Source organism: Pleionea sp. WD8-19 (assembly GCF_055326765.1).
The window spans coordinates 55,608-68,784 of record NZ_JBUZOU010000019.1 but is presented as its reverse complement, the minus strand read 5'-3'; the positions used below and the strand labels follow the sequence as shown (position 1 = coordinate 68,784).

Annotated in this window: 13 protein-coding genes; 11 read left to right on the top strand and 2 right to left on the bottom strand. The window is 40.9% G+C overall.

What is annotated here, in order from left to right; translation table 11 throughout:
- The first annotated feature begins 15 nt into the window (after nt 1-15).
- From ACTUJY_RS18210 to ACTUJY_RS18185, 6 genes are all read left to right on the top strand, one after another.
- A complete protein-coding gene (locus tag ACTUJY_RS18210) occupies nt 16-729 on the top strand; it encodes an outer membrane lipoprotein-sorting protein (RefSeq protein WP_463617560.1) in 714 nt (237 codons plus the stop codon).
- Entirely contained in the window at nt 726-2,012 is a 1,287-nt protein-coding gene (locus tag ACTUJY_RS18205) for a hypothetical protein (RefSeq protein ID WP_463617559.1), read from the top strand. The genes ACTUJY_RS18210 and ACTUJY_RS18205 overlap by 4 nt, the downstream gene beginning before the upstream one ends.
- Before the next feature lie 9 nt (nt 2,013-2,021).
- The gene (locus tag ACTUJY_RS18200; RefSeq protein ID WP_463617558.1) at nt 2,022-2,924 is read left to right on the top strand and encodes a sulfite exporter TauE/SafE family protein; all 903 of its coding nucleotides are present in this window, start codon (nt 2,022-2,024) and stop codon (nt 2,922-2,924) included.
- Between the two features lie 312 nt (nt 2,925-3,236).
- A complete protein-coding gene (locus tag ACTUJY_RS18195; protein WP_463617557.1) occupies nt 3,237-5,387 on the top strand; it encodes a CHASE domain-containing protein in 2,151 nt (716 codons plus the stop codon).
- A gap of 11 nt (nt 5,388-5,398) precedes the next feature.
- Complete coding sequence (locus tag ACTUJY_RS18190) at nt 5,399-5,866, top strand: response regulator (RefSeq protein ID WP_463617556.1); 468 nt, start codon at nt 5,399-5,401, stop codon at nt 5,864-5,866.
- Between the two features lie 13 nt (nt 5,867-5,879).
- Nucleotides 5,880-6,881 carry a histidine kinase dimerization/phosphoacceptor domain -containing protein gene (locus tag ACTUJY_RS18185; RefSeq protein ID WP_463617555.1) on the top strand — a complete coding sequence of 334 codons (1,002 nt, stop codon included), beginning with the start codon at nt 5,880-5,882 and terminating at the stop codon, nt 6,879-6,881.
- Here ACTUJY_RS18185 and ACTUJY_RS18180 read toward each other — a convergent pair.
- Together ACTUJY_RS18180 and ACTUJY_RS18175 are read right to left on the bottom strand one after the other, a co-directional pair.
- Nucleotides 6,859-8,958 carry a sensor histidine kinase gene (locus ACTUJY_RS18180; protein ID WP_463617554.1) on the bottom strand — a complete coding sequence of 700 codons (2,100 nt, stop codon included), beginning with the start codon at nt 8,956-8,958 and terminating at the stop codon, nt 6,859-6,861. The genes ACTUJY_RS18185 and ACTUJY_RS18180 overlap by 23 nt on opposite strands.
- Complete coding sequence (locus tag ACTUJY_RS18175) at nt 8,958-9,674, bottom strand: response regulator transcription factor (RefSeq protein WP_463617553.1); 717 nt, start codon at nt 9,672-9,674, stop codon at nt 8,958-8,960. Before ACTUJY_RS18175 ends, ACTUJY_RS18180 begins: the two co-directional genes overlap by 1 nt.
- A gap of 168 nt (nt 9,675-9,842) precedes the next feature.
- On the opposite strand from ACTUJY_RS18175, the gene ACTUJY_RS18170 reads away from it, so the two are divergent.
- From ACTUJY_RS18170 to ACTUJY_RS18150, 5 genes are all read left to right on the top strand, one after another.
- Nucleotides 9,843-10,388 carry a PspA/IM30 family protein gene (locus ACTUJY_RS18170; protein ID WP_463617552.1) on the top strand — a complete coding sequence of 182 codons (546 nt, stop codon included), beginning with the start codon at nt 9,843-9,845 and terminating at the stop codon, nt 10,386-10,388.
- Nucleotides 10,385-10,972, top strand: coding sequence for a hypothetical protein (locus ACTUJY_RS18165; RefSeq protein WP_463617551.1), 588 nt, complete (start codon nt 10,385-10,387; stop codon nt 10,970-10,972). The genes ACTUJY_RS18170 and ACTUJY_RS18165 overlap by 4 nt, the downstream gene beginning before the upstream one ends.
- Nucleotides 10,973-10,987: 15 nt before the next feature.
- On the top strand, nt 10,988-12,202 hold the full coding sequence (locus tag ACTUJY_RS18160; protein ID WP_463617550.1) for a vWA domain-containing protein: 1,215 nt from the start codon (nt 10,988-10,990) through the stop codon (nt 12,200-12,202).
- A 112-nt stretch (nt 12,203-12,314) separates the two neighbouring features.
- On the top strand, nt 12,315-12,770 hold the full coding sequence (locus tag ACTUJY_RS18155; RefSeq protein ID WP_463617549.1) for a VOC family protein: 456 nt from the start codon (nt 12,315-12,317) through the stop codon (nt 12,768-12,770).
- Nucleotides 12,771-12,940: 170 nt separating this feature from the next.
- The gene (locus ACTUJY_RS18150) at nt 12,941-13,141 is read left to right on the top strand and encodes a tautomerase family protein (protein WP_463617548.1); all 201 of its coding nucleotides are present in this window, start codon (nt 12,941-12,943) and stop codon (nt 13,139-13,141) included.
- Nucleotides 13,142-13,177: the final 36 nt, after the last annotated feature.

Sequence of the window (13,177 nt, the reverse complement as noted above, 5' to 3'; positions counted from 1 at the left end):
GGTTGGGAAGTCATGATGAAAAAAGGGTTGATAATAGTTTTTCTTTTTATTAACGCGGTATACGGGGATGAGCAACTGTCACAGTTGCTGAATCAGTTGGATCAATTGCGCGGTTATCGGAATACTGGCTTCACGTTTGATATTATCAATATCAGTGTTCGACCGTCAGGCGACAAAAAACAAAATCAATTGGCGGTGAAAGTGCTGGATGATCGTTCGCTGGTAGAGTTTATATCTCCTGAAAGAGAGCAGGGGCGCGCCTTATTAAAAGAAGGTCGCGATATGTGGTTACATATTCCTAATACTCGACGAGTCATTCGAGTGGCGCCCGCACAACGATTGCTCGGTGAAACCAGTAACGGCGACGTGGTGGGTGTGAATTACAGTGATAATTACACCGCCAACTGGCAAGCGCAAAATGAGCAAAGTTGGCAGCTGCTTTTAACGGCAAAAGAAAAATCGGAACTGTATTATCAGGTTAAGTTTTGGTTGCAACCTCAAGCTCCCCACTTACCGATTAAAAGCGAATATTACGCATTAAGCGGCAAGTTGATGAAAGTAGCGCACTACAAAGACTTCAAAGAATACGAAGGTGAAACTAAGTTGCATAAGTTGTTGTTGGTGGACCCGTTGCGAGAAGGCCATCATACCTGGATGATGTTCGATAACTATCAAAAAAAGCCTTTAAGTCAGGCTCTGTTTAACAAAGACAGTTTGTCGCGACTATGAAATCCGTCAGATACTTCTTTAATATTATTTTTACCGTGTCGGTTTGGGTAAGTAACCCAATCCATGCCCAAAGTTATCAAGATCCTTTCGGCGACCTTAAAATTGAAACACAAAATGAGCGAAACGTTGATTGGCAACTCGATTGGTTCAGTTATTGGCAGCAGAATACTTTGTCAGAGCAAACCGTGGTCAATCCTGATATTTTCCGCTTCAGCGAAGAACAACGTATTCAGGGGTTACAGTGGGATCTTAAAATTCCGTTTAATGAACAATTACAGTTTCATTCTTCCAGTTTGTACCAGGCTTTTGACAACGAGTTAACCGATACCGAGGACGAATCGACATTATTGGAAGGCTACTTTGAAATTAGCAATAAAAACCAAAATCGCTCCTTTGTTATCGGTCGAAAAAAAATTCAATGGAGTCAAGGATTTCAATGGACACCCGCTAACCTTTTAAGGCCTTACTATGACAGACCAAATTACGATCCAGACGATCGCAAACAAATGAAAGGATGGGATTTAATGGAATACAGTGAGCGTTATGAGGACGCTACGATATCGCTATTGGTAGCCGACGCTGTCGATAGCGAATTAAACCCGCCCAAAAACGCGAGTCGTCAAGCGGCTCTGCGATTTGCAATTCAACAACCGTTGGACCTGTCGATAATCATTCACAAAGTTGAGCGGCAAGAAGCCAGTGTCGCTATGAGCTGGAGCCAGTTGCTCAATGACGCTGTAACCTTTAAGACGGAATGGACTTATCAGCAACAGCGCGAGTTGCCAAACGATCTGAATCGTTGGGTTTTCGAAGAAGCGGGTTATCAAAAGCTAATATTGGGTGCGAACCTTGCCTATAAGGAGTGGGATATTTCGCTGGACTTTTTATACAATCAGCATGGCTACACAGAACAACAGTGGAGCCGCATAAGTGAGCAGTTACTTCAGGCCAATAGCGATGTCGCTGGAAACAATAATCTCCCGACCAGTATCGAATTGCTGGCGAATATGCTGAATTTAATGAATAATGGCCAGCTTCGTCAAAAGTACGCTTATTTTATGTTGAGTAATACTCGTCTCGAACAAATGGTGCAATTTCGTTTCAGTCATCAATCTAACCTCGATGATCGCAGCTACTTGTTGCGCTTGGAGTCCATTCAAAACTGGACACAGCGATTTTCCAGTCGTGTTGAGTGGCAATCGTTTAATGGATGTGAACAATGTGAGTTCGGAATGACTCCCGACGCAGAGCAAATACGGCTCAGTTTGTATTATTTATTTTGAGTTTGAGCCGTGCACCTGCTTGCTTCTAATTCTTCTCGCTGGTTTTTTTATGGATTCAGTTTATTATCGCTTTACTTGCTTTGTATTGTATTTAATGAACAGGTCATTCCGCTTGAGCACTGGGTTTCACAATACGGCCATTTTTTCCTGATTGGTTTAGCTGCGGCAACGGTTGCCAACGCAACCGGTGCTGGCGGCGGAATTATTTTTTTACCTGCATTTACTTTGTTGGGAATTGGCACTGAGCAGGCGCTGGCAACCAGCTTTGCCATTCAGTGTTTTGGCATGACATCTGGCGCTTTATCTTGGCTCAGTTTTTCAAGACGTGAAATTCACCAGCAAAAATATCACTGGGTCGGCTTCGGTGAGAGTGTTGGCTTGAGTGTTTTTGGATCGATTGTCGGTTTGGTGATTGCTCAGTATTTTTTGCCCAGTATTCAACTGGATATCCATCTGTTATTTTCATTGTTTTCATTGGTGGTTGGGCTGTACATCGTATTAAGCCCATGGCTGTTTAAGCAATCGAATTTAGAACGTGATAATCCGTTAAGCGCTTTGGAAAAAGTGATTATTGTAATGGTTGCCGGCATTGGCGGAATGATCACTGCTTGGTTATCAATTGGTGTGGGCGAACTGATCGCAATACTATTACTCGCTATGAAGTTCCGAGTACAACAAGCGATTGCTGTGGCGGTATGTGTATCATCGGCTACCGTACTAGTTGGCGTAATTTTTCATTTGAATGAGAGCCAGGTTAATTTTTACATTTTGTTATTTGCCGCTCCGGCGGCTCTAGTCGGTGGAGCTATTGCACGCTTTATTGCTGATTGGCTAGGTGCCGCTCGATTGAAATTGATGATGGGTGTTTGGATTACTCTGAGTGCTCTGGTTTATTTACAATTAGTCGGTTAGAACCATTCCGTTAGAGCGCGACCAAAGAGCGAAACTCTACTCATTGTTCAATAATTTGTCTCTTTTTATTACCTCAATTTATTAAGACGTTCATTTCTTCATCTCTGGTAGAAGTTAACTCGAGGCTTTATTTATTACCGATTTAGACTAAATCTCGCTAGAAGATATTTAGCATGGAGATATTTACGGCCGAATGGAATATCTCTTTGCTTAATGCTCCGGATTATTCGAATTTCTTCAGAGCTCAACTATGCTTTTTAAGAAACCGAAAATGTTAATCCTGTAATTGCGTGTCCTACCTATTGGAAAATAATGACGGGACTACAAGGCTTAATTGACACAACACCGATTAATCAAAAAATTATTCGGGTTGCTGAGATATTTCACAATACGATAACAGCTTGGATTGTGCTGCTGGTCTCCTTGTGCTTGACCATCGCTGCCTATTTTATAGCGGACTCTTTTGTTCAAAAAAGAGCGTTGGACCGTTTTGAGTTTAGAGCAATAGAAATTGAAACGGCGATAAAAGACCGGCTGGGTGTCTACGAACAAGTGTTATGGGGCGGTGTGGGACTGATGAATGCGACGAGTAACAAAGTGAGACGACATGAGTTTGCCAACTATGTATCGACGTTAAACCTTGAGCAGAATTGGCCAGGAATACAAGGGATCGGCTTTAGTATCCCAATAAAGCCCTCGGAGCTCGGCTCTCATATTCAGTCAATACGCGAAGAAGGATTTTCTGATTACATGGTTAAGCCTGTGGGCGAAAGGTCAATGTATTCCGCCATAATATTCTTAGAGCCTTTTGATTGGCGTAACCAAAGAGCGTTTGGATACGATATGTGGTCGAACACAATGCGTCGTGTTGCTATGGAGCGAGCGAGAGATTTGGGTGTTGCCTCCAACAGCGGTATTATCACTTTGGTGCAGGAAACTGAACAAGATGTCCAAAGCGGTTTTTTAATGTACTTGCCTGTGTATTCAACCAGAGAAATACCCAATACTGTTGAGCAGCGTCGTGAACGCTTTAGCGGCTGGATATATGCGCCTTTTCGAGTCGGAAATTTAATGCAGGGCATTTTGGGAAGTGAAGACAGCGATATCGAGTTTGACATTTATGATGGCGCTTCAGTTTTGTCGAATGCATTAATGTATTCCAGTTCCAATAATAGCCAAGCGATTCCAGAAAAAAACATATTTCAACGTCGCATATCGGTCGAGTTACAAGGACGGCCCTGGACACTGATGTTTTATACACCACCGAACTTCTTGGAGCAACTACCCGAGTCCAAACAACCTGCCTATGTCGCTATCGCTGGTGGGATTGTCGATGTGCTGTTGTTTTATATAATCTATTCGCATCACTTGCTCAGTCGTCGAATTCATCGCGCCAGTGAAGATCTGCATCGAATCATTGAATACGCATCCAACGCTATGCTTGTCATAAATAAGAAAAGTAAAATTGTGCAAGCGAATGCGAAAGCTGAAAACATATTTGGTTATCCGAAAGGTCAACTGATTCGACAATCTATCGATGATCTCATTCCGGAGATAGCAACACGAGTACAAGAGTTTTTCTCATCGCATGAAGATCCTATCGGTGAAGAAAAAGAGTTCAAAGGCGTTAGCATTTCTGGTGAGTATATACCACTGGAAATCAGTTTCAGCCCCATGTTGTCAAAGCAGGGGTATCAGTTAGTGGTATCGATGATGGATACCAGTGACAGAAAACAAGCGAGACAGTTATTAGAAAATATGAATAAACAATTGGTACAAAAAAATCATGAAATGGAGCAGTTTATTTATACGGTTTCTCATGATCTTAAATCACCTTTAGTTACCATAAGTGGTTTTACTCGCCGGTTGTGTGACAGCCTGAGTGATAAACTTAATGAAAAGCAAAGTCATCAATTAAGCCGCATCTTGGCGAATGTAAACCATATGGAGGGGTTGCTTTCTGATTTATTACAACTCTCTCGAGTGATCCGACAGACGCTCGAAAAAGAACTGGTTAGGACCAAAGAGTTAATTCAAAAAGTGATGGATACTTTGGAAGGAATGATTCTACGAAACGATGCGAGAATAGAGTTGCAAGAGCCTCTTTTTCCTTTGTGGTGTAATGAACGCTTGGTTTCTCAGTGTGTACAAAATTTACTGACGAATGCAATGCAATATCGTGATCCAGCACGACCGTTACGCGTCGTAATTAGTACAGAGCAGGCCAATAATAAGGTTTACCTTCATTTTACCGACAATGGAATAGGTATTGAACCCAAATATCAACAGCAAATATTCAGAATATTTGAGCGTTTGGAAGTCGGCGAAGGTACCGGTGTTGGCTTGGCAATTGTCAAAACCATTATGGACAAACATCAGGGTGAAATTCTTCTGAACTCACATCCAGGTTTGGGAAGTACGTTTTCTTTAGGTTTTCCATTAGAGAATAAACCGAATGATTAAGGTTTTTCATCATGAACAATGTTAAACCGATAACCATTTTATTGGTCGAAGACAATTCAGATCATGCAGAATTGATTATCGAGACATTAAACGATTTCCACATGGTAAATAAAATTATTCATGTACGTAATGGAGAACAGGCGCTGAATTATCTTTTGAAAAAATCACCATACAACGATGAACAATTGCCACTGCCAAAGCTAATTTTATTAGATTTAAAAATGCCAAAACTCGATGGAGCCAATACTCTAAAAGCGATACGTGAGCTCGAATGCTTTCGGAAGCTACCTATCATCATGCTCAGTACTTCCACTCGGCTGAAAGAGATTAATGAATGTATTGAGTTAGGTGCAAATAGCTACATTAACAAGCCAATTCAATTTGATGATTTTACAAAAAAAATACGCGATCTGAATCTGTATTGGGTATTAACTACCGATGCGCCCGATAACTCGGTAACACCGAATAGCTATGAATAGTACAGTGGCTTAAATGAACGTATTGCTTATTGAAGATAACGATGATCACGCCGATTTAATTGAGGATTATCTTCAGGAAATTTATACAGGTCGTTTAACGCTGATACGCGAGAATGAACTTAGATCTGGCCTTGATTGTTTGCTACATGATAATTTCGATATTCTATTGTGTGACTTAAGTTTACCGGACTCTGACATTTCGGAAACGATCGAGAATTTACGAAATTTAAAGGGTGATACACCTATCGTAGTGTTGACTTCTATTAATGATGAAAATATTGCCAAATCTTTAATTCATAATGGTGTCCAAGATTATTTGGCAAAGGAAGACTTAAGCGGGCGATTGTTAAGTCGGGTTTGCAATAATTCTATTGAACGAAAACAGCAGGAACTGTATTTAAAAAATGCATTGATGGAAAAGGAAGTTCTGCTTTCGGAAATCCATCATCGTGTAAAAAATAACTTACAAATAATTGATAGTTTGTTAGGCTTGCAATCGGAACAGGTGTCAGAATCAACTTTACTGGAGATTCTGAACGATTGTCAAAATCGAATTAAATCGATGGCTTTGATTCACCAAACGTTGTATCAATCGGGTAACTTTTACAGTGTTAATTTTAATCAAGTAATTCCAGAGCTACTCGCTAATTTAACTCAGTCTTATCTACTGGAGCCCGAGCAGTTTAAAGTAATCATGGAGATTGACGAGATATTATTGCCTATTCATATCAGCATTCCTTTAGGATTAATTATTAATGAACTGTGTACGAATGTATTTAAGCACGCTTATCTATCTACACAAGGAGAGCTGCATGTGTATTTCAGAAACAGCTTTAATGGCCACTATGAATTGGAAGTATGTGATTTTGGCAAAGGTCTGCCCGATGACTTTGATATAGAAGAAGCGGAAAGTATGGGATTTATTTTAGTCTATTCACTGTCCGACCAAATTGGCGCAGACATTAAAATCAATCGTAGAAATCCAACACGGATTACTTTGGCGTTTGGGCGCTAAATATAACCTGAAATTCAGCGCCGGGAGAACGATTAATGACTTCGACTTTTGCTTGCATAGCGAGAACCAGCTGCTGAACCAATGCCAACCCAATTCCTGTACCGACCGTTTCTCTGGTCATTTCATTTTCGGTGCGATAAAACAACTGAAAAATCTTTTTTAACTGATGTTTTGGTATGCCAGAACCATAGTCTCTGACTGAAAAAACAATAGTGTGGTCGCTTCGCCGTTTGACATTAATATCGATGGACTTTAATTCTGCTTTAGACGAGAATTTTAGTGCATTATCGACCAGATTAATCATGACTTGTGAAAATGCATCCATGTCGACAAAGATTTTTAAGTTGTTGAATTCAAGCTGACCCTCAATGTTTAATTGAAATCCAGCAGCAGACACCAGAGAATCAACTTTTGAATGAATGTGGTCAATTAATTCAGATACTGCTGTTGGTTTTAAATTTACACTAAGTTCATTTCGACTCATGCGAGACAATTGAAGTACATTGGTGATTAATCGTGATAGTCGTTCGCTTTCTTCAAAAATATAATTATAGTAACTGCGTTTCTTGTCCTCACTGGCCCACCCTTGTTTTAATATTTCTCCGTACATGCGAATGGACGTTAAAGGCGTTTTGAGTTCATGGCTAATGGATGACACAAAATTTTGTTGTTGTTGAGCGAGCTCCGTTTGTCGATAAGTCAATCGATAAATAAGCCACGTACCTATAATAAGTACCAACACCAATAAACCAATGATCCAAAGTATTATCATGGTACTAGCGCTGTCTGATAAATCGGTGACCGTAAATGCAAGTTGCAATTGTTCAAAAGGTGCAGAAAGCCTAAATTGATAGAGTAAGCTATTATTGATTTCAGACCCCCAGTAAGTGTCGCCGAGCGAGCGTTTCGAATCGAGCTTGGTAAGAGGCTCGTTTCGAAAGAAAACGAAAAGATCGCCTAATGGGTAGAGAGAAGAATTCTGAAAATAATTTCCAATAGTTGATTTAAAAAATAAATTTTGATCGATTATTGCGCCTTGAAACAAACGTTTTTGTTCTCGCCAAACTTGACGGTATAAGATGAGATGGCCGCTTTCAAGTATGGAAAAGTCGAAAGGCTGTACATTACTTGAAAAAAGCGCAATATTAATGGTCGTCTCCAATGGCGATTGTGGTTTGTCAGCCGACTGTTGGGGGATGTAATTTAATTCCTGGCGAACCTCTCGAGATTTCTTTTGTGGTAAAAAAAGATCTGATGATTCTTGTTGACGATTATTTTTCAAATATTTTGAGGGGGTTTTTAGTTTGGTTTCCTGACTCGAGCCTTTTCCTTTTCGAGCATTTGCTTTATCGTCTTTCAGCTTCTTTAACTGATCAAACGTAGTGAGCGATTTTTCCGCTGACTCTTGTTGATGAAAAAAAGCGCCACTGGCTTGAATTGAGGCGTCTGAGTGTACCGATAATGATTCTTTTGTATCCGTTTCATCATGAAAAGTCTCTTCTGGTGATTCAAGAACGTTACTGGAAGCTTCTCTTTTACGTTGTCCTGCATTAAAAGTGCTTTGTTTCTCTTCTATTTGCGTGAACCGTTGAGGTGACGTGGAAATGATTTGATTTTGCGTTAAAATACCCAAAACATTCTGCTGTAATTTGTCTCGCATTTTCAATTGTTGTTGGTTTATGCCGTAGTGTAACGACTGCAATTTGTCTTGAGGCAACAACGGTGTTGTGAATTGTCCACTAGCGTCAACCTGAAAGTAACTGATGACGCCAGGAATAGTTGACTCTACGGGAAAGCTGGAAAGTTCGGAACGCACTAATGTACCGATTTCTGGTTCACCACTAACGACTAAAAACTGATAGTCTGCAGTCGAACGAGCTTCTTCAATTGATACAATATGTTCCAATTGGCTATCGATGCGAGTCGAAAGTGCTTCGGCCTGGGTTCGGTGTTGATGAAAAGCTTCCCATTTTAATTGGTCGTAAGCTTTCCAGCTTAATATAGCCGATGGAATGGCTAACGCTAAAAAGAAAACGATAAATAATAACCGCAATTTCAATATTGAAGTCTGAAGCATTATTTTGCCTGTTGACGTTGAGAAAGTAAGCGATAACCCGCACCACGTACAGTGATTAGGTAAATCGGCTCTTTCGGTTCAGGTTCAATTTTTCGGCGTAACTTAGCAATGTGAATATCGACGGTACGAGTTTCCAAGTCGAGATTGATATCATAACCCCATACCTTATTCAGTAACTCTTCTCTGGGAACCGGACGTTCGTGATGAGCTTGAAGGTATTGCAACACTTCCATTTCTTTACGGGTGAAAGCAACATGTTCGCCGTCGATTTGCGCACTTAGGTTTTGTGTGTCGATACACACTTGTTCGTTGAGTTGAATTTGATTTTCAATCGATTTGCTTTTTCCACTACGGCGTAACACGGCCTGCACACGTAACACCAGTTGAGCGACAGAAAATGGTTTGGCAACGTAGTCATCGGCACCCAGTGTTAGCCCTTGAATGATTTCATCGTCACCCGATTTGGCGGTGAGCATAATGATGGGTTGTTCTTTGTCTTGTTCGCGAATTTTTCGGCAAATATCGAAACCATTGATTCCGGGCAACATCACATCCAACAGAATCAGATCGTATTGCCCGGAAAGCGCCATTTTCAAGCCATGGGTACCGTCTTCGGCGGTTTCCACTTCATAGCCGTGATAAATAAACACGTCCACTAATCCGTTACGAATAGCAGCTTCGTCTTCAACAATTAATAGCTTCATGGGTGTGTTCATAGAAGGCCTGTTTGTCATGAGTTAATACTAACAAGAGCCATGTTCGTTTGCAGGTAAATTTTAGGTAAATTTCTCATCTTATTGTTTACCAAAATTGGTCTAACTAAAAGCAATGGTCTTGCTTACACTGAATAACGAATCGTTAAACCCAAAGTAAGGAGAGCGTTTATGGCCATTATAAACCGGGTAAGTAAATTGTTTACTGCCGATATGCATGCATTAGTGGATTTGTTGGAAGAGCCGGAAATTTTGCTCAAGCAGGCGTTTAGAGACATGAAAGCCGAAATTCAATGCCAGGAGTTGAAACAAAAGCAAATTTCAGATGAAAAGCAGCAAGTGGAGCAATACGCACAACAGCTGAAGAAGGCGCTTAATAAATATCAACAGGAGTTGGCGTTGTGTTTTGACGAGAACAACGATGATCTCGCACGAAGTGTTTTACGTCGGCAACTGCAAACTGAAAAGACCATTCGTCAATGTGAAATGAAAAGTCAGCAACTCGAACAGCAATTGCAAAAACAACAAGCCTTACTCGATGAAAATAAGGAGCAGTATCAACAGATACAGCAAAAACTCGAGTTATTGTCGAATCCGATCGGAAATGACAACGGTATTGATGTAGGCTCTCATTCATGGACAACATCCTCAGCCATTAGCGAAGAGGAAATTGAATTGGCGCTCCTGGCAGAAAAGCAGAAAAGGAGAGCGTCATGAAATCCTTCTTTGAAAACCGAAGTTCTCCACCTGGCTTTGTTCGACAAGTGTTATTCGGCCTAATGTTAAGTGTTCTCATGGTTATCGGGCATCAAGGGGCGGCATTGTTTCTACCCAATACGACCGCTTTTCTAATGACATTAGCAACAATTGCGCTTATTTATTCGATTTATTTAATGAAGCACAGCTCAATAAAAGCGGGTCGACTGTTTGTTATTGCCAGTTGGGTACTAAGCACTTTGTTGCTGCTAATACTTCAAGTCAGCTTTATGGGGTTCATTCTCATTCAACTTGTTTTTGTGTCTTTGTCGCGCAGTTTTTATTGTCGTCATGGCGTATTGCTCTTTTTTATTGATTTGCTTTTTATTGCATCCGGTTTTGTTATCGCAGTGTTGGCGCATATGGCAACTGACAATTTATTTCTCAGCAGCTGGTGTTTCTTCCTTTCGCAATCCTTTTTTGTTTTTTTGCCTCATTGGTTTTCGAAAACAACGCCGCATAACAGGATTGCAACGATCGATTATCGCAACTTTGATAGTGCACGTCAGTCTGCCGAAGCCGCAATGCGTCGACTGTTTACTTAATACCGGAGAGCCCTGATGAAAACTCAATACTTAGCCATTTTACTTTGCTCATTGACTTTTGCTGCAGTGGTTACCGTAGCCAGGAGCAAACAATTTTCAGTGACTCCAGCAACTTTGGAATTACCAAAAACAGAGCCCAAACTCTTCGTAAATGGTCAGCAAAGGCCCAAGGTGGAGCTGGTTTTTGCGCTCGATACTACCGGTAGTATGGGCGGCATGATTGAAGCAGCGAAAGAAAAAATCTGGGCAATTGCTTCTACTATGGCAGCGGCACAGCCGGCACCGGAAATCCGTATTGGTTTGGTGGGCTATCGTGATCGTGGGGATGACTACGTCACTCGGGTTATTGATTTGTCGCAAGACATCGATACCGTTTATGCGTCATTAATGGATTTTCGTGCGGCTGGAGGTGGTGACGGGCCAGAAAGTGTGAATCAGGCCTTGAATGAAGCCGTAAATAAAATGAGTTGGAGCCAAGATCCTAACAGTTACAAGGTCATTTTCTTGGTGGGTGATGCGCCTCCACACACCGATTATCAGGATGATGTGCCTTTCGAAACCAGCGTAGCGCAAGCCAAACGAAAAGGAATTTTGGTTAACACCATTCAGTGTGGTGAAAATTCTGCAACCACAAGTTTTTGGAATCAAATAGCTCGTTTAGGTTCGGGTGATGCTTTCAGCGTTGCACAGAACGGTAGTGCGATAACGATCAAAACACCTTTTGATGATGCTATTGCAAAAACATCAACCGCATTAGATGCTACCCGTGTGTACTACGGCTCCCCGCAAAAACAAGCGCAACAGGCCATGAAACTCGAAGCGAGTAAAAAAGTTTATGAAGGGGCATCCTCTGCTGCACAGGCTCGTCGAGCCAAGTTTAATCTTTCAAAAAGTGGTGCAGTTAATTTTGCTGGAGATGGAGAGTTGGTTTCCGAACTGGAACGTGGTGATGTCGAATTAAGCGATATACCCGAAGAGCACCTCCCCGATACAATGAAACACTTGAATCGAAAGGAGCAAAAAGCGTTTATTGCTGAAGCAAAAGAACGACGTGAAAGCTTAAAAAAGAGTTTGAGCGAGTTAACGGTAAAACGTGATCATTTTATTAAAGAACAACTGATGGCGTCGAATAAAAGTAAATATTCCTTAGATGAGAAACTTTACACAACGCTTCGTAAGCAAGCTAAAGAGAAAGGTATTGAATACGATGAAGCAGAGAGCAGTTACTAAAGTACTTCTGTGATTGAGCTATCGCCAATGTAGAAATCTCGCCCTTATTGGGCGAGTTTTTCATTCTGTGTTAAATTGCTGAACAAATAGACCTCAATTTAAAAGTAAACTGATGATCAAATACGCTCATACTAACCTTATCGCCAAAAACTGGAAAAAACTGTCCGAGTTTTATCAAGCGGTCTTTCAGTGTAAGCCCGTGTTACCCGAGAGGGATCTTGCGGGTGAGTGGTTGGAAAAAGGCACTGCCGTTGAAAATGCAAGAATACGTGGTATTCATCTAAGATTACCGGGTTTTGGTGATCAAGGACCGACACTGGAAATTTTTCAGTACGACGAAGTTTCTGACACACCAAGGGTATATGCCAATACATTGGGATTTTCTCATATTGCTTTTGCAGTAGACGACGTTACAAAAATGTCGGAAAAGGTTATGCAACACGGTGGTTCGATGGTGGGCGATATTGTATCAAACCCAATTGTTGGTGCGGGTATGGTCACTTTTCAATACGTTCGTGATCCGGAAGGGAATATTATTGAATTGCAGAGTTGGCAAAAGGACAGCTAAAGAAGATATTGTTCGAGCGATATTTAACCATTGGTTGATAATTATATCGATAATAAGTTAAGGGGAGATATCACTAACATTTTAATACAATTAATAAGTTACTTACTTGTATTAAAAACATATAATTTTCGGCCGTAATCTAGAAAATCAATAAATCAAAGGAATAGACCATGCCCTATGTAAACATTCAAGTCACTAAAGGAGTGACGAGGGAGCAAAAAGCGGAAATCGTGAAAGATGTAACCCACTCTTTAGTACGTGTATTGGGTAAAAAGCCGGAATACACCCATGTCGTTATTCAAGAAATTGACGAAGAGAACTGGGGGGTTTCTGGTATGCTAACCGACGACTGGAAAAAACAGTCGGCCTGAACATCACATTAAATCAACTAAACTTAGGGCATTTTA

Coding starts and splice junctions, on each gene's coding strand:
- ACTUJY_RS18210 (WP_463617560.1), top strand. CDS start 16: ATGAAAAAAGGGTTGATAATAGTTTTTCTTTTTATTAACGCGGTATAC.
- ACTUJY_RS18205 (WP_463617559.1), top strand. CDS start 726: ATGAAATCCGTCAGATACTTCTTTAATATTATTTTTACCGTGTCGGTT.
- ACTUJY_RS18195 (WP_463617557.1), top strand. CDS start 3,237: ATGACGGGACTACAAGGCTTAATTGACACAACACCGATTAATCAAAAA.
- ACTUJY_RS18190 (WP_463617556.1), top strand. CDS start 5,399: ATGAACAATGTTAAACCGATAACCATTTTATTGGTCGAAGACAATTCA.
- ACTUJY_RS18185 (WP_463617555.1), top strand. CDS start 5,880: ATGAACGTATTGCTTATTGAAGATAACGATGATCACGCCGATTTAATT.
- ACTUJY_RS18180 (WP_463617554.1), bottom strand. CDS start 8,958: ATGCTTCAGACTTCAATATTGAAATTGCGGTTATTATTTATCGTTTTC.
- ACTUJY_RS18175 (WP_463617553.1), bottom strand. CDS start 9,674: ATGAACACACCCATGAAGCTATTAATTGTTGAAGACGAAGCTGCTATT.
- ACTUJY_RS18170 (WP_463617552.1), top strand. CDS start 9,843: ATGGCCATTATAAACCGGGTAAGTAAATTGTTTACTGCCGATATGCAT.
- ACTUJY_RS18165 (WP_463617551.1), top strand. CDS start 10,385: ATGAAATCCTTCTTTGAAAACCGAAGTTCTCCACCTGGCTTTGTTCGA.
- ACTUJY_RS18160 (WP_463617550.1), top strand. CDS start 10,988: ATGAAAACTCAATACTTAGCCATTTTACTTTGCTCATTGACTTTTGCT.
- ACTUJY_RS18155 (WP_463617549.1), top strand. CDS start 12,315: ATGATCAAATACGCTCATACTAACCTTATCGCCAAAAACTGGAAAAAA.
- ACTUJY_RS18150 (WP_463617548.1), top strand. CDS start 12,941: ATGCCCTATGTAAACATTCAAGTCACTAAAGGAGTGACGAGGGAGCAA.